Origin of the sequence: Bradyrhizobium sp. LA6.8, from assembly GCF_040547935.1 — a bacterium.
In the GTDB taxonomy this organism is placed as follows: Bacteria; Pseudomonadota; Alphaproteobacteria; order Rhizobiales; family Xanthobacteraceae; genus Bradyrhizobium; species Bradyrhizobium barranii.
Genome location: NZ_JBEPQQ010000003.1, coordinates 1,026,843 through 1,045,055 on the forward strand (window position 1 = coordinate 1,026,843; position 18,213 = coordinate 1,045,055).

Genomic DNA, 18,213 nt, shown 5'->3' on the forward strand with positions numbered 1-18,213 from the left:
ACGGCCCGGAATCCGGTTTACTGAATCATCCTGTTTCGCCATTGATTGCGATGTATCGATTTTCATTTAATTGTCACATTTCAGCATTCGGCCAGAAGCATGTTCTTCGACGCTCTCGCCCCCTCCTCCGCGCTCCAGTTGATCCGGTTTTCCGATGTCGACGCGTTTCGACCGGCCGAGTCGATGGAAGACGCCCGCAGCATTCCGCTCGACGTCGCCAACTTCGCTGCGGCGCGTGCGATCGTGAACCTGCCGGGGTGCCGGATCATCGTGGCGAGGTCGTTTGCGCGGATTCTCGATACCGCTTATCGCGCACCGGGCGGCATGGTGATCCTGCCGATGACCGACGACCTGCGCGCCAGCTCGAGCGGGATCGAACTCGACTCACGCTTTTTCATCGCCTTGCGCGGCAATCATCATTGTCATTTCGTCGAGCATCAGACCAATTACCACGCGCTGATCATGTTCTCCCCCGCGCTCAGGGATCGCGGCTGGTTCGATCGCGCCGATGCATTGTGGATTCGCATCGCGGACCCCGTGGCGCATCTCTACGCGCGTCAGCTTGTTCTCGACATCCTGCGGACCGCGTCCGTAGAGCCGCACATGTTCGAAACCACAGAGGTCGCCGCGCATCTCCAGGAGGGCCTGCTGCTCGCCTTCGACGACCTGTTTCAAATCGACCCGTCGGCTGATCGCACCGCCCCGAATGCAGGCGCACGATCGGCCCGGCTCGTGCAGCAGATCGACGATTACGTCTTGGCCTATCCGACCGCTCCGATCTATACGGCCAATCTCGCCGGCGAGTTGGGCGTTTCGGTCCGAACGCTCGGCGGCGCGGTGAGCAAGGTGCGCGGCATGAGCCTGCATCAATACATCCGCCTGAAGCGGCTGTGGGCCACACGCTCGCGGCTCCTGAAGGGCGGCGGCGCGACGGTCGCCACGTGCGCACGCGCCCAGGGATTTCATCACCTCGGCGAGTTTGCCGCGGCCTACCGCGCGACCTTCCACGAGGCGCCCTCCGACACGCTGGCACGGGCCCGGCACACCTGCCGTTCCGCAAGCTGACATCACAGGCGCGACGCCGATGGCTTGCCTTGACCACGCGTCGGGGGGCTATGGAACAGGTTCCCTCGAACGAGGTTGTCAGGTCCGAGCAGTGCGCCGCCAGCCAGCCCCGGGGGCGCGCTGAGAAACCCCGCGCGCCCTACGCGCGGGGTTTTTCTCGCCGTCAATCAAGTGGTTCAGGGAAGAGAATGTCCATCAACCGTAACGTCCTGTTTCTGATCATCGGCGCTCTGGTCGTCGCGGCAGCCGTGCTCGGCTTCAATCTCTACCAGGCGAAAAAGCAGCCCGACGGCCTGCAGATCAATGTCGGGCCCAACGGGCTGAAGATCCAGGGCAAGTAAGGGGACCCGCGGATTGAGCCGGCCGGGCCTCGAGGCTCCGGCCTGGCAAGTGGCGCGCTCGGAAGGATTCGAACCTCCGACCCTCGGAATCGAAATCCGATGCTCTATCCAGCTGAGCTACGAGCGCCCCGGCCCGGGTATCGGGCCGCAACCGAAAAGCGCCGGACCGCTGCTGGCAAGCCAGCGCACCGGACGGCGTTCGGATCGGTTCGAATTAGCAGAGAGATTGACCAATAAAAAGCCCTCTCCGTCTCGTTTCGAGACGGTCGGAGGCGCCCTTACCAGGTCGTGTTGAAGAGACCGAAATGGGGCTGTTGCGCGACCAGCATCATCGACCGGCCCTGCTGTGGAGCCGGATGCGCCCTGGCGACCTTGCGCTTGGGCTGAGCCTGGATCTGAGGCGTCTGCCCCTGGGGAAGCTGAGCCTGCGCCTGAACTTGCGGCTTGGCCTCGGTCTTCCTGGCCGCAGCGGCGTTGGCCTTCGGGGCCGGCGTAAACTGGGCGAAGGTCTCGCGCACCCGCGCCTTGGCCGACATCTCGGCCAGCTCCGGCGAAGCAGCCTCCTGCACCGGCGCCTGAGGCGCGACGACCGCAGCGGTCTTCACTGCGGGCGCGGCAATCGTCGGCTGGCTGGTGTCGAGCACGACACGCTCAGGCAAATGGCGATCCGACCGGATCCGGATCAAGGGCTGATCGTTGCTTGCGCTGACAATGGCCCGTGCGACCGGTTGCGATGGCAGAACGTAATCCGCCACGAACAACAGTGCGAGCAAGGCTCCACCGACGAAAACGAAGTACCTGAAAATGGGCATCGGCCACGCTCCGCCCCCCGCATCCCCGCGTGGGCTCTTCGCCTTAAACCGGCGACACTCTAATTGGTTCCTGCACCCGGCCCTTGGTTCAAGTGGCAACGCCAAGTTTTTCGGCCAAGGGCTGCGGACAGTAACTTTTCCGCTACCGGGAACTCCGGGCGTTACGCGCGCCGTGCTGCGACCAGCGAACACTTCGCCTGATCGGCATTAACGTTGATGAAGCCGACAGGGATACGGGCAAAGGTCTTGCGGCTCTTCATCGTTACCGTGTCGGCAAGCACGCGGCTGCGGTCGGTGAGATGACTGCCATCGCGCCGCGTGAACGCGCAGACGATCTCCAGATCCTTAACGGCATAGTCATTGTCGTTTCGCAGCGTGAACGTCACCAGCGCCTTCGAGCCGAGGCCGCCACGGCGCCAGGTCTGCGATGAGATTTTGAGGCGATCGAGTTCTGCCGCAGCTGGCGCCTGAGCTTCGACAATCGGCGAGACCGCCGCCGCCGTACTGCCCGGAGGTGCCGGTTCGACCGTTGCCACGTCAGACTTCACCGGCTCGGTGCTGTTGCCCCTGGAGAGCGGCAGCAGCATCCACACCCCGCAGCCGACGATGATCGCCGCCAGTAGCCAGAGCAGGCTTCGCCCGAACGAGACGCTCGCGATCGTCACGGCTCGCGCCAGGCGCTCGCCGCTCCCGGCTAAACGTCCCCACCCGATCCGATCAAACCTGGCGTTCATGGCTGTATCACCGACCGCGGCCTGGGCTCGTTCGACGACGGACTCGGCCACTGCTTACCTTAATCCGGGAGACGAACTAAGGTTCCCGCGCTCATGCCGAGTCGGTAAGGACGGTGGCGATCACCAGCCGGGGCCGCTAACATGCGCTGCAACATCGAAGACCCCGTTGGGAGAACATGAAATGCCAGTCGTCGTCACTTGGGATCACGTCCATCTGCGCAGTCCCGATCCGGAGGCCACAGCGGCTTGGCTGCGGGACATCCTCGGCGGCGAGATCGTGCGCGCACCGGGACGGATCGACGTGAATCTCGGCGGCGCAAAGATCTTCATCGCATCGCTCGAGGGCGACAACGCCGTCAACCCGCCGCCGCCGCACCCGCATCAGGGCCTCGACCATCTCGGTCTCACCGTGAAGGACATCGACGCCGTCGCGGCCGAGATCAAGGCCAAGGGCGTCACCTTCACGCGCGAGCCGACCACGATCCGGCCCGGCGTGCGCATCTGCTTCATCCGCGGCCCGGAAGGCATCTCCATCGAGCTGCTCGAGCGCGACAAGAAATACACCTAACGCGGCGCCGCATCTAAGGTCGACGAGAGGCCGGGCGTGCTGTCGCCCGGCTAACTCATGCTGCCAGGCATAAAGCAGCGGATGGCGACGCCCATGTAGCCGTAGATCGGCCACACCATGGTGCGCCCGACCCGGTTCGGCTCCGAGATGACGGCCTCCTCGGGCACGTCAACCCAGACGAGCTCCTGCTGCTGGCCGTCGAGCACGTGGCCCAGGCGCGGGATGCGGACACGATAGTGTCCGTCCTTGCTCTCCCAGTCAGTGTCCGAGAGCGCCGAGCCGTCGGCATCGGAACAGCAAGGCCCCTTGCCGCTGCGCAGGCCGTCGAACCACGCCTTCAATTCGGCATTGGTGTTGACGAACTGGCCGCGGTCGCGCGCATGCCCCGAGGGGGCTGCGAGCGCGATCAGAGCCAAGGCGCAAGTGAGGCTCACCATGCTTCGCCAGCGTGGCGCACCACCGGTCGGCCGTTGTGTTTCGCAAATCGTGGGACGCACACTGTACAGACGCGGCTCATCGCCGCCGGAATCGATCCAGTTGCTCACGTTTGTCTTGCTCCAGCACCCCGCGGCCAGTGCAACAATGGTTATGCATTTCGCGGGCCAACTTGATTCGCAACGACTGGCCTCGCGTCATGATCAGACAGTCATGGTGGTGTCATAGACAAGCCGGGACAACTACGGCTGGCGGCGGCAAGATCGCACCGCAGCCCGGCAAACTGCCGCGTTGCGTGCGGGAACGCGCTTTGGCATAAAAGCTCTACCGGTTACGCCGTTGGGCGATGGCGGCCGGCCTGTGGGACGTGATGAAGAACGGCCTCTATTCGATTCACGTGAACCTGCTCGACGGTCGAGTCGGTAAGGGCAGCGGCGTGATTCTTTTTCGCGACGGCAAGATCCTTGGCGGCGATGCGTACCTCTATTACACCGGCAGCTACGTCGTGAAGGACGACCACACTTTCAAGGGCGAGGTGCTGGTGCAACGGCACACTTCGCCGCGGGGCGATGACAATCCGCTGTTCGGCGGCCCTGCCCCGGTCGGCATCGGCGTCAGCGGGACCTACACGGACACCCGCGCGGAGATGACGGGCACAGCGCTCGTCGGCAAGGCCAGCCTGATTTTCGGCGCTACGCTGCACAAGCTCGCGGAAGCTGATTAGGCGCGGGACTACTCCGCAGCCTGCTCGAGCGGCGCGGTGCGCGGCAGGATGATCTGGATGCGCGTCCCCTCGCCCGGCTCGGAATCAAGATCGAGCCGTCCGCCGAGTCGGTTCGTCACGATGCTGTAGACGATGTGCAGTCCGAGGCCGGTGCCGCCCTGGTCGCGCCGCGTGGTGAAGAACGGATCGAAGGCACGGCGGCGGACGTCGAGCGACATGCCGCAGCCATTGTCCGAGAAGGTGATCTCGACATTGTCCTTGCCGGACTCCCGCACCTGGATGTCGATGATCCCCGGCCGGCCGTCCGGGAAGGCGTGCGCCACCGAATTGAGAAACAGATTGGTCAGCACCTGGCCATACGGGCCGGGATAGCTGTTCATGGTCAGGCTCGGCTGGCACTCGACGTTGAGCGTCAGATTGTGTTTGCGCAAGCCCGGCCGCAGGCTCATCACCACCTGCTCGGTGAGGTCGCCGAGATCGAAGCTGCGCTGGTCCGAGTAGTTGCGGTCGGCCGCGACCTGCTTGAACGACTGGATCAGCTCGGCCGCGCGGTTCAGATTGGAGACGAGCTGCGAGGACGCATCGCGGCTGGTGTTGAGGAAGTCGTTGAGCGTGGAGCGACGGAGCTCGCCGCGCTCGACTTCGGAGGTGAACATCGCGGTCTTGCGCTCCAGCGCGGATGCGACCGTGAGGCTGATACCGACGGGATTGTTGACCTCGTGGGCGACGCCGGCGACGAGCCGTCCGAGCGCGGCGAGCTTCTCCGCCTCGATCAGCGAGGCCTGGGTCTCGCGCAGGTTTCGCAACGCGGTCTCGGCCGATTCCTTGGCTTTGCGCATCTCCTGCTCGCCGCGCTTGCGCTCGCCGATGTCGAGCGCCACGGTGACGATCCGCTCGATCTCGCCGTCGGCATCGAGCAGCGGCAGCTTGTTGACCAGCCATTGCCGCATGTTGCCGGAGGCGTCCTTGTACTCCTCTTCGTAGAAGCCGAGACCTTTTCGAAGCCTGAGCACCCGCTTGTCGTTCTCGTCGGTCTTGGCTGCGCCGTAGCGCGACATCAGATCCGCGGTGGTGCGGCCGAGCGCATCGGCGGGCTCGATGCCGAAGATGCCGGCCATGTAGCGGTTCATCAGCACGTAGCGCAGCTCGCGATCCTTGACGTTGATGACCGCGGGCACGGTGTCGATGACCTGCTGGAGCAGGCGCCGTCCTTCGGCGATGGCGTCTTCCGCCCGCTTCTGGTCGGTGATGTCGCGCAGCGTGCCCTCGTAGCGGACGATGTTGCCCGCCTCGTCCCGCACGCCCGTGGCGCTGTCGGAAAGCCACAGGATGTTGCCGCTGCGCTGGCGTACCTGGTACTCGAACTCGCGCACGATGCCGTCGCGCGCCATCAGCCGCTGATATTCGGCGCGCGCCTCGGGGTGGACGTAGATGGTGTGGGCGATGTCGTTGATGCTGTCGATGAGCTGCTGCGGGCTGTCATAGCCCATCATCCGCGCCAGCGCCGGATTGGCGTTGAGGAGATCGCCGGCCGGCGTCGTGACATAGATGCCGTCGACCGAGCCCTCGAACAGTTTGCGGTAGCTCTCTTCGGCGAGGCGCTGCTCGGTGAGCGCCCGCACCGCCGCCTCGCGCGCCGTGTCGGCCTCCTCCAGCGCGCGGCGGAACACTTCGGCCGCGCGCGCGATGTCGCCGATCTCGTTGTCGAGGTCGGCCGACGGGATCGAAGTGTCCTTCTCGCCCGCTGCGAGCGCACGGATGGATCTCGCGATCTTCGCAAGCGGCCGGACGGTCCGCCGCACCACGAAGCCGGCCGCGAGAATGCCGATCAAGACGCCGATAGTGCCGAACACGATGCTTTGCCACCGCGCCTCAGTCAGCGTACGGGCGAAATCGCGCGACAGCACGTGGCCGCGCCTGGCGCTGACCTCGCGCAGGAGTTCCGTGACGCGGCCGATCAGGCGGCCCTCGGTGCCCAGCACCTCGCGATCGATATCGGCGATCTGCCGCTCCCGGACCGCCACCGCGATGATGGCCTCGGCGTAGTCGTTCACGGCCGTCTTCAGCCTGGCGTCCGCGATATCCATCGCCCGCATCCCCTGCGCGGCCTGCTCGGCGGCGGACGGGTTGCGCGCGAGCAGCCCGAGTGCGATCCGGCTCTGCGATTCCGACAGGCGGGAGGCGAGCTCGCGGTCCGCCGCGGCTCCGACGGCCACGTCGAACCGGTCGCGCAGCGGCGGCAGCCCGGCGAGCAGCTGGGCGCGGCGGTCGATCAGGGTCGAGATCCGCTCGAGGCCATTGCGATAGGTCGCAAGGCGCTCGGTGACCCCGTCGATCATGTCCTGCTGCTCGGGCGCGAGCTCGATGCGGGTCTTCCTCAGGATGTCGTTCAGTGTCGAGGCCGCCTCGCCGACCTGCTTGAACTGGGTGCCGGCGCCGGGATCGGTGACGAAATCGCGCGCGGCGAGCCGCAGCTCGTTCATGCGGCGGTCGATGTCCTCGGCGAGGTCGCCGACGCTCTGGAGCCGCTGCAACTCGGCGAAGGTCGTATCGATGTGCCGGATCGCGATCACGCTCGCGGTCGAGGTGACGATGATCACCGCCAGCACCAGGAGGAAGCTGCCGAAGGTGAGCTGGCCGATGGAGAGCGAGAATGTTCGCTTTTTCTCAGGGGTCGGCGTCAATTCGGCGGACATTGGGGCTTTTGAGGACCGGGCTATTGGAGGCCCAATATACGATGTTTTGCGGCCCCGGGGGAACATGCCTCGCGCTGCCGAATATCCTTAATATCGCGAGTCCGCCGCCCTTCTCCCCACCTGATTATGACGTTTTGACGCTGGCCGGCCGCCGGGCCGGGATCGTCATGGCGGCGACGCCGAGGACGACGCAGGCAAGCCCGATCCAGGCGGTCCGGCTCAGGGTTTCGCCGAGGAAGGCGACGCTGATTGCGACCCCGATGGGCACGCGCAGATAGGCCTGCGCGGTGGTGCCGACCGAGCCCAGTGTCTGGATCAGGCGGAAGTAGATCGCGAACGCCGCCGCAGTCGAGAAGGTCGCCAGCGCGAGCAGCGCCAGCACGGAACTCAGCGAAGGCGACAGCGTCCAGGGCTGTTCGACGATCAGCGAGGCCGGGATCAGCGCCGCCGCGCCCGCCAGCAGCGAGCCCGCGGCCGGTGCCATCGGATCGAGACCCTTAAAACTGCGGCCGAAGATCGCGGCGCAGGCGTAGCAGATGGTGGCGGTGACGATGGCGGCCTCCGCGACGAGGCCACTGCCGACGTCGTGGAAGGCGTCGACGCCGACGATCAGCAGGATGCCCGCCATGCCGGCGAGCACGCCGAACAGTTTTCGCGGCGTCGTCACCTCGTGGCGCGTGACGACGGCCGTGAGCAGGAAGGTGAAGATCGGCCCGGCCGAGTTGAGGATGGTCGCGAGCGACGCGTCGACATGACGCTCGCCCCAGGCGATCAGCGTCCAGGGGATGACGCTGTTGAGTACGGCCTGGAACGCGAAGCGCTGCCAGGTCGCGGCATCCATGGGCATCCTGATGCCGCGTGCCCACATGACGACGAGCAGCAACAGACCGGCGATCATGGTACGCGCCGCGATCAGCGTGATCGGCGGAATGGTGGCGACGCCGAGCTTGATGAAGGTGTAGGAGCCGCCCCAGAGCGTTGCGAGCGCCACCAGCAGCGCCAGCTCGACGGCGATGTTGGGGTCCCGTCCCTTATCCATTTTTCACGTCCCGACCATTCGCGATGGACGGAACCCTAGCGCGTACGTGGCCGCCAATACTTCGTTTGGTATCGAAGTATCCTAGCCGACCGCCCCGACCTCGAAGACCTCGCCGTCATAGCCGGCCTCGCGGGGAATACGGAGCTGGCGGCCGCCTTCGGTCTTGGTCATGACAGGCATCACCGTGACGATCGACATGCCGCGGGCGTGCTCCAGCGCGGCGCCCACGCTGCCCTGCTTGGCGAGCCGGATCAGGTTGCGCGTGGTCGGGAACGGCAGCTTGAAGCGGCCGCTCTCGCCGCCCTCCACCGCCTCGCGCGGCGACACCCAGATCGAGTCGGTCGACTCCCGGCCGTCATGGGCGCCGAGCTGATCGGGCGGTGCGGCTGCGAGGAAGAACCAGGTGTCGAACCGCTTCGGCATGCCCTCCGGCGTGATCCAGTGCGCATAGGGCACGAGCGTGTCGAGCGCGAGCTGGAGGCCGTTGTCGGCCAAGATGCTCAGGAAGCTGATCTTGTGTTCGTTGAGGGCGACGCGATGCTTGTCGGCGATCTCGCCGGCGCGCCTGGCATCGATCGGCGTACCCGCGCCCTTCGCCCGCGCCAGCAGGATGCCGCTCTCCTCAAAGGTCTCGCGGATCGCGGCGATCCGAAAACCGCGATCCGATTCACTCAGGCCCTCGCCGCCTGAATAGAGGTCAGCACGGGCGACGATCTCGTTGTCGCCGGCATCGACACTGCCGCCGGGAAACACCAGCGCGCCCGAGTTGAACTCGATCTGATGATGGCGAACCATCATGAACACTTCGATTTCGTCGCGGCTCTTGCCGTCGACCCTTGCGCCGTCACGGAGCAGAAGGATGGTCGAAGCCGGGCGTGATGCTGATGTCTCTGGCATTCAACTAACCTGCGGCACTGGATTGCGGGCCAAGATTGGCGCGCTTGTCGACGCGGGCGACGCGCGACAGGAGGTAGTCGACCTCCGCCTTGGCCGCCGGCGTGATGGTCGCGCCCGGCTTGCGCTGGGCGCTGGAAGCGATGATGCCGCGCTTCTGCAGCACGTGCTTGCGCACCGCCAGACCTGCGCCCGGCTGCTGCTCGTAGCGGATCAGCGGCAGATGCGCGTCGAACAGATCATGCGCAGCGTCGCGCCTGCCCTCCTTCGAGAGGCGCACGACGTCGATCAGGAGCTCCGGGAAAGCATAGCCGGTCATGGCGCCGTCGGCGCCGCGCTCCATCTCGAAGTCCAAAAAGAGTCCGCCATTGCCGCAGAGGATCGAGAGCGGACGGAGCGAGCCGTCCTTCTGGAAGCTGCGCAGCGTCGAGATCTTTTCCAGACCCGGCCAGTCCTCGTGCTTGAGCATCACGCAATTCGGATTGTCGGTGACGATCTTGCGGATCACCGCAGGGGTGAAGATCACCGAGAGCGTCAGCGGATAGTCCTGCAGCACCCAGGGTACATCAGGCCCGATCGCCTCCGCCGCCTGCTTATAGTAGCCGACGATCTGGTCGTCGGTACGGAGCGACGGCGGCGGCGCGATCATCACGCCGGCCGCGCCGGCATCCATCGAGGCCTTCGCCAGCGAGCGCATCGTGGCAAAGCCCGGCGCGGAGACGCCGACGATCACCTGCATCTTCTTGGCGCGCTTGACGAAGCGCACCGCCACCTGCTCGGCCTCGGCGGCATCGAGCTTCGGCGCCTCACCGAGGATGCCCAGCACCGTGACGCCGTCGCAGCCGACCTCCTCGTAGAAATCGGTCAGGCGGTCGATTGAGCGCTCGTCGATCCGGCCGTCATCGTGGAACGGTGTCGGCGCGATTGCGAAGGTGCCCTTGGCGTCGGCGGTCAGTTTCATCGTCTTTCCTTGTCTCTCTATTGTCATTCCGGGGCGCGACACAGTCGCGAGCCCGGAATCCATAACCACGAACCGGAGTATGGATCCTCAGATGCGCAATTGCGCATCATAGCTCACGCTTCGCGTGCCCCGGGATGACGACCTTTAAAACCGCCGCGCACCCATCTTGATCTGCTCCTCGGAGAAGAAGATCTCCTTGGCGTGATCGGCGATGTCCTGGGCCTTCCAGCCCGTGTGCGGTGGCTTCCAGCCGTCCATTTCCATCATCCGCATTTCGCGCACGCCGCGGGGCCCGGACACGCCCAGCACCTTGCCGGTCTGGTCGCCCGACAAGTCGCTGACCATGTATAGCACGGCCGGCGCGATGCCGTCCGGCCCCAGCGCCGCACCGGGGTTCTCCTTATAGCGGGGCAGGTCTGCGGTCATGCGGGTCAGCGCGCCCGGGGCCAGCGTCCAGATCCGGATGTTGTATTTGCGACCCTCGATCGCCAGCACGTTGGACAGGCCCCAGATGCCGCCCTTGGCCGCGCCGTAATTGGTCTGGCCGAAATTGCCGATCAGGCCCGATGTCGAGGACGTGTTGACGATGACGCCGCCGCCGTTTTCCCGCATCCAGCGAAACACCGGCATGGTGCAACAAAAGGTGCCCTTCAGGTGCACCTTGATCACCTTGTCCCAGTCGGACTCGGAGGCCTTGGAAAAGGTCTGGTCTCGCAGGATGCCGGCATTGTTGACGAGGATATCGGCGCGGCCGAAATGCTTGATGGCGTCGTCGAACACCGACTGGCCGCCCTCCATGGTGGAGATGTCGGCGCCGTTGGCGACCGCCTTGCCGCCCTCGGCCTTGATCGCGTCCACCACGAGCTGCGCCATCGACTTGTCGGCGCCGGAGCCGTCACGGGGGCCGCCGAGATCGTTGACGACGACGGACGCCCCTTCCCGCGCGAACAGCTTTGCGTAGGCCTCACCAAGCCCTCCGCCCGCGCCGGTGATCAGCGCAACCTTGCCGTCGAGTAGTCCCATGGTGGCCTCTCCCTGTTTTTGTTTCTTCCTTCGCCTCTCCCCGCTTGCGGGGAGAGGCCTGAAATCAAGCGCAGCTTGATTTCAGGGTGAGGGGGAGCCTCCGCGTGCTCGACTGTCACCGTCCCCGAGGAGACTCCCCCTCACCCCACCCTCTCCCCGCAAGCGGGGCGAGGGAGCGAACCGCCGGTGCCTGCCTAACCCAGCACCGCCTTGCCGTTCTTGATCACGGTGACGCCGCGCGACTTCACCTTGGCTTCGAACGAGATCGTGTTGCCGTCCTTCCAGAGGTCCATCGTCACGGTCTCGCCGGGATAGACCGGCGAGGAGAACCGCGCGACGTGCTGGCGGAAAGCAGAGGCGTCGTAATCGGCATAGGTTTGGAGCACGCCGCGGCAGGTGATGCCGTAGGTGCACATGCCGTGCAGGATCGGGCGCGGGAAGCCGGCCTTCTTGGCGAACTCGGGATCGCTGTGCAGCGGGTTGCGGTCGCCGCAGAGGCGATAGACCAGCGCCTGGTCGGGGCGCGTGACGATATCGATGGTCTTGTCGGGGCTGCGCGACGGGATCTTGTGCGGATCGGGCTGCGTCAGGTTCGGCCCGCCAAAGCCGCCGTCACCGCGGGCGAAGCGCGAGGCAACGAGAGTGGCAAGCTTCTCGCCCTTCTCGTTCTTGAGCACGGTCTGGTGGCTGATGACGACGCCCTTGTCCTTGCCCTTGTCGTAGACTTCGACAACCGAGGAGTCCGCCGTGATGTTTGCGCCCACCGGCAGCGGCTGGTGGAAGGTGATGTCACGCTCGCCATCGACCACCATGACGCGGTTGAGGTTCATCTCGCCCGGCCCCGAACCCCAGGCCGCGACGGACGCAAAGGTCGGCACCACCTTGAGCGGCCGCGGCGTCAGCGTGCCCTCATTGACGAAGGCGAGCTCGTTTTCGTCCATCGGATCGGCGCCGAGGCCTATGCCGTAGGCATAGAGCATGACTTCGCGATCACCATAGGCATATTTCTGGCCGATGTTTTTCAGGCCTTTGAGTTCTTCGTATCTGGCGGACATTTTTCTGGTTTCCTCCCGGCATTCGTCTCAGCGAGCAACGGCGCTCGTTAATGTGCCCTCTCCCCTTGTGGGAGAGGGCCGCGAGAGCCGTGCGGCAAACTCGTTTGGGTGAGGGGTTGCTTCCGCACAGAGAGTCCCTCTGCGGAGCGATACCCCTCATCCGGCGCTTCGCGCCACCTTCCCCCACAAGGGGGGAAGGAAGAAATTACGCCGGCGTGAAGAACGGCAATGGTGCGCCATCGGTCGGCTTGAACACCACCTTCACCTTTTGGCCGATCTTGAGCTTCTCGAGATCGCAGTCGACGATGTTGGTCTGAAGCGACGGCCCTTCCTTCAGCGTGACATAGGCGATGGCATAGGGGCCGGTCGGCGATTTGCGCATCAGGCTCCAGGTGTAGATCGTGGCCTCACCCGAACTCTCCTCCCACACCGTCTTGTCCGAATAGCAGAATGGGCAGATCGAGCGCGGGAAGTAATGCGCTTCGCCGCACGCGGTGCAGCGCTTGATCATGAACTTGCCCTGCTTGGCCGCGTCCCAGAACGCAGCGGTCTCGGGGTTCGTGACCGGTGCCGGATACTTTTTCGCTTCGCTCATCACACGCGCTCCAGAATGGCAGTCGAAGCGGCGTGGCGAACGCCCAGAAGGCCGCCGGTGCCGTGGGCGATGGCGAGATCGCAATTCTTGACCTGCACCTTCGGATGCGCCTCGCCGCGCAGCTGCCTGACGGCCTCGATGATCTTGGTCATGCCGCCGCGGTTGACGGGATGGTTGCTGCAGAGACCGCCGCCGTCGGTGTTGAACGGCAGCTTGCCGACGCCCGAGATCAGGTTGCCGTCGGCGACGAACTTGCCGCCCTCGCCCTTCTTGCAGAAGCCGAGGTCTTCGAGCTGCATCAAGACGGTGATGGTGAAGCTGTCGTAGATCGAGGCGTACTTGATGTCCTTCGGCGTGATGCCGGCTTCCTCGAACGCACGCGGGCCGGACCAGATTCCGGCGGAGTAAGTGAGGTCGAGATCCTTGCCGCCGCGCGGGCCCTTCATGGCTTCGCCGTGACCGATCAGCTTGACCAACGGCTTCTTCAGGCTCTTGGCGATTTCGGGCGTCGTCACGATCAGCGCGCCGCCGCCGTCGGAGACGACGCAGCAATCCATGCGGTGCAGCGGATCGGAGATCATCGGCGAGTTCAGGACGTCCTCGACGGTGACGACGTCCTTGAGCATCGCATGCGGATTGTATTGCGCGTGATGCGAGGCCGCGACCTTGATCCAGGCGAGCTGCTCGCTGGTGGTGCCATAGTCGTGCATGTGGCGCATGGCACACATGCCATAGGCATTGTGTGTGGTCGCGCCGTAAGCGGACTCGAAATCGGCCTCCGCGCCGGCCGCGCGCGGCGGCATCACGCCGGTGCGCGGCTTGCCGGCGAGCGTGATCAGCGCGATCGAGCACTTGCCGGCCGCGATGGCTTCAGCGGCGTGGCCGAGATGGATGATGTAGGAACAACCGCCGGTCTCGGTGGAATCGACGTGGCGGAGTTTTTTGGTGTTCAGGCCGAGATAATCGACCATCGGCCAGGCGCCGCCCGGCGCATCGCCGGCGCAGAAATAGCCGTCGACATCGTCCTTGGAGAGCCCGGCATCCTCGATCGCGCCCTTGGCGACCTCGGCATGGAGCTGGGCGGTGGATTTGTCCGGCGCATGCCGGGTCGGGTGTTCGTAGATCCCGGCAATGTAGGCCTTGCCCTTGATGGTCAAAACGTCAGGTCTCCGCGCTCGCGTTTCTTCTTGCTCCGTTTTTCTGAACCGCGGGCGCCAGCTTGGCAAGCGCGGAAATATTCCGTCGGGCGAGAGGGCAGCGCGTTGGCGCAACTCCCGGCTACCGCAATCTCGAAGTGCGGCGGGAAGGCCACTCTGCCACCGCGTCGTCATTGCGAGCGCAGCGAAGCAATCCAGAGTCTATCCGCGGAGGCATTTCTGGATTGCTTCGCTGCGCTCGCAATGACGGCCAGAGTCCTAAAGGTGTTTTGCCCGACGGCACAAGCGATTTTCTTTTTTGCGAAAACAACCCCATGCACAGTAGGACGGTGGTTGATTTCAAAGACGAAATCGTAGGGTGGACAAAGCGACTTGTCCGCCGTAGCTCGAAGAGCGAAGGCGGAAGCGTGCCCACCTCTTGCGGCTCAATCGTGGTGAGATGGTGGGCACGGCGCTTTGCGCCTTTGCCCACCCTACGAGATCGTGGCTCGCCCCTACTCCGCCGCGATCTGCCTCGGCGCAGGCGGCGGGCTCGCGAGGTCGGCCGCGAGCTGGGCGTAGCGGGCTTTCGCGTCCGCGACGGCCTTCTCCTTGACCGGGCCGTAGCCGCGGATGCGATCGGGCAGTGACAAGAGCTCGACGGCGGTGTCGACCGTGAGCGGCGACAACAGGCCGAGCACGGTGGCGACGTCCTTCTCGTAGCCCACGATCAGATCGCGCTCGAGCTTGCGGTCGGCGCTGTGGCCGAAGATGTCGAGCGGCGTGCCGCGCAGGAACTTGAATTTCGCGAGCACCCTGAATGCCTTCAGCATCCACGGGCCGAACGCGCGCTTCTTCGGGCGACCCAGCGCGTCGACGCCGCGGCTGAGGATCGGCGGGGCCAGGTTGAAGTTGAACTTGAAGTCGCCCTCGAACTGGTCGCGGAGCTGCTGCTCGAAAGCACCGTCAGTGTAGAGGCGCGCAACTTCGTATTCGTCCTTGTAGGCCAGCAGCTTGGCGTAGTTCACCGCGACCGCGCGCGGCAGCGCATCGTCATAACCGCCCTGCTTGGCGGCATCGCGAACCTGATCGACCAGCTTGCGATAGCGTTTCGCGAGGCGGCCGCTCTGGTAGGCGGTCAGGTGCTTGGCGCGATGCGCGATGACCTCATCCAGCGTCATTGCATCCAGCGTCTTCGGCGCAACCACCTCGTCCGTCCCCTTCAGCATGTCGGCGAGGCGCTGGGGATCGGCGACCGCGAGGCGGCCGAGGCGGAAGGCCTCCTTGTTCATCTTGATCGCGACGCCGTTGACCTCGATCGCCTGCTCGATCGATTCTGCCGACAGCGGGAACAGGCCTTTCTGATAGGCATACCCCATCATCATCATGTTGGTGGCGATGCTGTCGCCAAGCAGCTGCTCGGCCGGCTTGGTGAAGTCGAAGAACACCGAGTCCTTGTGCAGCGCCGTTTCCAGCAGCCGATTCAGCTTGCGGGTCTGGAAGTTGAAGTCGCGGTTGAGGACGAAGTCGGCGGTCGGAATGACGTGGCTGTTGATGATGCCGCGGGTGCGGCTGGTGTCGCAGAGCGAGATCGTGTCCTTGGCGACCGCGACCACCTCGTCGGCGGCGAGCACGAGATCTGCCGTACCAGTGACGATGCGCGAGCAGGTCACCTCGGCCGGATGATCGGACAGGCGGACGTGGCTGAGCACCGCCCCGCCCTTCTGCGCCAGGCCCGACATGTCGAGGATCATCGAGGCCTTGCCCTCGATATGAGCGGCCATGCCGAGCAGCGCACCGATCGTGAGGACACCGGTGCCGCCGACACCGCCGACTGCGATGTTATAGGGCTTGTCCACCGTCGGCCGAGACGCTGGCTCCGGCAGCTCGCCGATGTCACCGAGATCGGCCGGCGCACGATGGCGCGGCTTGCCGCCGTCGACGGTGACGAAGGACGGGCAGAAGCCCTTCACGCAGGAATAGTCCTTGTTGCAGGACGACTGGTTGATGGCGCGCTTGCGGCCGAACTCGGTCTCCAGGGGCTCGACCGAGATGCAGTTCGACTGCACCGAGCAGTCGCCGCAGCCTTCGCAGACCGCCGGGTTGATCATGACGCGGCGCGCCGGATCCTCCATCAGGCCGCGCTTGCGGCGGCGCCGCTTTTCGGCCGCGCAGGTCTGCACGAAGACGATCGCCGAGGTGCCCTTGTACTCGCGGCACATCTTCATGACGTTGTCGAGTTCGTCGCGGTGATACAGCTTCACGCCGGGCGCGATGGTGTCGGCCGGATAGGTATCGGGCGCCTCCGAGACCAGGTAGATCTCGCGGATGCCTTCGGCGTGGAGCTGGAACGTGATCTGCTGCGGCGAGAGATCGCCGTCATGGCGCTGGCCACCCGTCATCGCGACGGCGTCGTTGTAGAGGATCTTGTAGGTGATGTTGGTCTTGGAGGCGACCGCCTGCCGGATGGCGAGAAGGCCGGAGTGGAAGTAGGTGCCGTCGCCGAGATTGGCGAAGATGTGGTTCTCGTTGGTGAAGGGCGCGATGCCGACCCACGGCACGCCCTCGCCGCCCATATGAGTGAACGTCTCAGTCGAGCGATCCATCCACAGCGCCATGAAGTGACAGCCGATGCCGGCGAGCGCACGGCTGCCTTCGGGGACCTTGGTGGACGTGTTGTGGGGACAGCCGGAGCAGAAATACGGGACGCGAGAAACAGGCGCTGTCGCCTGCATCTGGCTCGCCTGGCGGCCGTTGAACCAGTCGGCCTTGGCGCGGAGCATCTCCGCGATTTCAGGGTTGAGATTAAGTCGGAGAAGCCGCTCGGTGAGCGAGGTCGCAAGCGAGGCGACGCTGAGTTCGGCGGCGAAGGTCAGGAAGCGCTTGTCGTGCTCGTCCATCTTGCCGACGATGCGGGGGCGGACATCGTCGCGCCAGTTGAACAGCTCCTGCTTGACCTGGTTCTCAACGATCTCGCGCCGTTCCTCGATGATGAAGATCTCTTCGAGCCCGACCGCGAACTGGCGTACGCCTTCCGGCTCCAGCGGCCAGGGCATGCCGATCTTGTAGAGGCGAAGCCCGATCTTGGCGGCGACCTCCTCGGTGATCCCGAGCTCGCGCAGCGCCTGGCGGACGTCCTCGTAGCTCTTGCCCGACGCCATGATGCCGAAGCGGGCGTTCGGCGAATCCATGGTGACGCGGTTGACCTTGTTGGCGCGCGCAAAGGCGATCGCGGCAAAGCCCTTGTAGTCCTGGAGGCGGCGGTCCTGCTCGAAGCGGTCGTCGGGCCAGCGCAGATTGAGGCCACCGGGCGGCAGCTCGAAATCGGGCGGGATGATGAACGGCTTCATCTCGTCGGTGAGGTCGATCTCGGCGGTGGTCTCCACCGTCTCCGTGATCACCTTCATGCCGACCCAGCAGCCCGAATAGCGCGACATCGCGATGCCGAGCAGGCCCATCTCGATCATCTCGTGGATGCTGGACGGATAGAGATAAGGCATCAGCGCCGACATGAAGGCGTGGTCTGACTGATGCGGAACGGTCGAGGATTTTGCACCGTGGTCGTCGCCGGCCAGACACAGCACGCCGCCGTTCTTGGCCGAGCCGGCAGCATTGCCGTGGCGGAACACGTCGCCGCAGCGATCGACGCCGGGGCCCTTGCCGTACCAGATGCCGACGACGCCATCATATTTGGCGCCGGGCGAGAGGTTGAGCTGCTGCGAGCCCCACACCGCGGTCGCCGCCAGATCCTCGTTCACGCCGGGCTGGAACTTGATGTTGTACTGCTCGAGATGCTTTCGCGCCGCAAAGAGCTGCTGGTCGTAGCCACCGAGCGGCGAGCCGCGGTAGCCGGAGATGAAGCCCGCGGTGTTGAGGCCGTTGGCGCGGTCACGCCGGATCTGGGCCATCGGCAACCGGACCAGGGCCTGGATGCCCGTGGTGAAGACGTGTCCGGTTTCCTGGGTGTATTTCTGGTCGAGACTGATCGGACCCTGGTTGATACCCATTCTTGTCCTCTTCCGGCCTTTTGAGCGTTTGGCCACTTAAGCCGTTGCCTGCCCGTTGTTTTTAGCTAGGGCGCGCCGACCAACTCCGCCACTCTATGTCGGATATTTAACGCTCCGCATCACAAATC

At 65.0% G+C, this 18,213-nt stretch carries 16 protein-coding genes and 1 tRNA gene; 4 read left to right on the top strand and 13 right to left on the bottom strand.

Features of this window, described 5'->3' with window-relative positions:
- The first annotated feature begins 99 nt into the window (after positions 1-99).
- Both ABIA90_RS18720 and ABIA90_RS18725 read left to right on the top strand, forming a co-directional pair.
- Complete coding sequence (locus ABIA90_RS18720) at positions 100-1,065, top strand: AraC family transcriptional regulator (protein ID WP_354117828.1); 966 nt, start codon at positions 100-102, stop codon at positions 1,063-1,065.
- A gap of 188 nt (positions 1,066-1,253) precedes the next feature.
- Positions 1,254-1,406 (top strand): hypothetical protein, encoded by a 153-nt coding sequence (locus tag ABIA90_RS18725; protein WP_354117827.1) that lies wholly within the window; start codon positions 1,254-1,256, stop codon positions 1,404-1,406.
- A gap of 50 nt (positions 1,407-1,456) precedes the next feature.
- On the opposite strand, the gene ABIA90_RS18730 is transcribed toward ABIA90_RS18725, so the two are convergent.
- The 3 genes from ABIA90_RS18730 to ABIA90_RS18740 all read right to left on the bottom strand — a co-directional run bounded on the left by ABIA90_RS18730 (position 1,457) and on the right by ABIA90_RS18740 (position 2,952).
- Positions 1,457-1,533, bottom strand: a tRNA-Arg gene (locus ABIA90_RS18730).
- Between the two features lie 151 nt (positions 1,534-1,684).
- Positions 1,685-2,218: a hypothetical protein gene (locus ABIA90_RS18735; RefSeq protein ID WP_354117826.1), complete on the bottom strand. Its 534-nt coding sequence runs from the start codon at positions 2,216-2,218 to the stop codon at positions 1,685-1,687.
- Between the two features lie 161 nt (positions 2,219-2,379).
- Positions 2,380-2,952 (bottom strand): hypothetical protein, encoded by a 573-nt coding sequence (locus ABIA90_RS18740; protein WP_354118357.1) that lies wholly within the window; start codon positions 2,950-2,952, stop codon positions 2,380-2,382.
- A gap of 181 nt (positions 2,953-3,133) precedes the next feature.
- On the opposite strand from ABIA90_RS18740, the gene ABIA90_RS18745 reads away from it, so the two are divergent.
- Positions 3,134-3,520 carry a VOC family protein gene (locus tag ABIA90_RS18745; protein WP_085405489.1) on the top strand — a complete coding sequence of 129 codons (387 nt, stop codon included), beginning with the start codon at positions 3,134-3,136 and terminating at the stop codon, positions 3,518-3,520.
- Between the two features lie 50 nt (positions 3,521-3,570).
- Here the strand turns inward: ABIA90_RS18745 and ABIA90_RS18750 are convergent, their stop codons facing one another.
- Entirely contained in the window at positions 3,571-4,065 is a 495-nt protein-coding gene (locus tag ABIA90_RS18750; RefSeq protein WP_085405488.1) for a hypothetical protein, read from the bottom strand.
- Between the two features lie 260 nt (positions 4,066-4,325).
- Here ABIA90_RS18750 and ABIA90_RS18755 point away from each other — a divergent pair, with 260 nt between their 5' ends.
- Positions 4,326-4,679 carry a GrlR family regulatory protein gene (locus tag ABIA90_RS18755; RefSeq protein ID WP_063986297.1) on the top strand — a complete coding sequence of 118 codons (354 nt, stop codon included), beginning with the start codon at positions 4,326-4,328 and terminating at the stop codon, positions 4,677-4,679.
- A gap of 8 nt (positions 4,680-4,687) precedes the next feature.
- On the opposite strand, the gene ABIA90_RS18760 is transcribed toward ABIA90_RS18755, so the two are convergent.
- The 9 genes from ABIA90_RS18760 to ABIA90_RS18800 form a co-directional block, all read right to left on the bottom strand.
- Complete coding sequence (locus ABIA90_RS18760; RefSeq protein ID WP_354117825.1) at positions 4,688-7,375, bottom strand: PAS domain S-box protein; 2,688 nt, start codon at positions 7,373-7,375, stop codon at positions 4,688-4,690.
- A 124-nt stretch (positions 7,376-7,499) separates the two neighbouring features.
- Positions 7,500-8,414, bottom strand: a complete 915-nt coding sequence (locus ABIA90_RS18765) for a DMT family transporter (protein ID WP_354117824.1) — start codon at positions 8,412-8,414, stop codon at positions 7,500-7,502.
- Between the two features lie 81 nt (positions 8,415-8,495).
- Positions 8,496-9,311: an NUDIX hydrolase gene (locus tag ABIA90_RS18770; RefSeq protein WP_354117823.1), complete on the bottom strand. Its 816-nt coding sequence runs from the start codon at positions 9,309-9,311 to the stop codon at positions 8,496-8,498.
- Between the two features lie 4 nt (positions 9,312-9,315).
- The gene (locus tag ABIA90_RS18775; protein ID WP_354117822.1) at positions 9,316-10,269 is read right to left on the bottom strand and encodes a dihydrodipicolinate synthase family protein; all 954 of its coding nucleotides are present in this window, start codon (positions 10,267-10,269) and stop codon (positions 9,316-9,318) included.
- A gap of 144 nt (positions 10,270-10,413) precedes the next feature.
- The gene (locus tag ABIA90_RS18780) at positions 10,414-11,292 is read right to left on the bottom strand and encodes an SDR family oxidoreductase (protein WP_354117821.1); all 879 of its coding nucleotides are present in this window, start codon (positions 11,290-11,292) and stop codon (positions 10,414-10,416) included.
- Positions 11,293-11,486: 194 nt separating this feature from the next.
- Positions 11,487-12,347, bottom strand: a complete 861-nt coding sequence (locus ABIA90_RS18785) for a MaoC family dehydratase (RefSeq protein ID WP_354117820.1) — start codon at positions 12,345-12,347, stop codon at positions 11,487-11,489.
- A 205-nt stretch (positions 12,348-12,552) separates the two neighbouring features.
- On the bottom strand, positions 12,553-12,942 hold the full coding sequence (locus ABIA90_RS18790) for a Zn-ribbon domain-containing OB-fold protein (protein WP_085405481.1): 390 nt from the start codon (positions 12,940-12,942) through the stop codon (positions 12,553-12,555).
- Positions 12,942-14,099, bottom strand: coding sequence for a thiolase family protein (locus tag ABIA90_RS18795; RefSeq protein WP_253571758.1), 1,158 nt, complete (start codon positions 14,097-14,099; stop codon positions 12,942-12,944). Before ABIA90_RS18795 ends, ABIA90_RS18790 begins: the two co-directional genes overlap by 1 nt.
- 494 nt (positions 14,100-14,593) lie before the next feature.
- Positions 14,594-18,085: an indolepyruvate ferredoxin oxidoreductase family protein gene (locus ABIA90_RS18800; RefSeq protein ID WP_354117819.1), complete on the bottom strand. Its 3,492-nt coding sequence runs from the start codon at positions 18,083-18,085 to the stop codon at positions 14,594-14,596.
- Positions 18,086-18,213 lie beyond the last annotated feature (128 nt).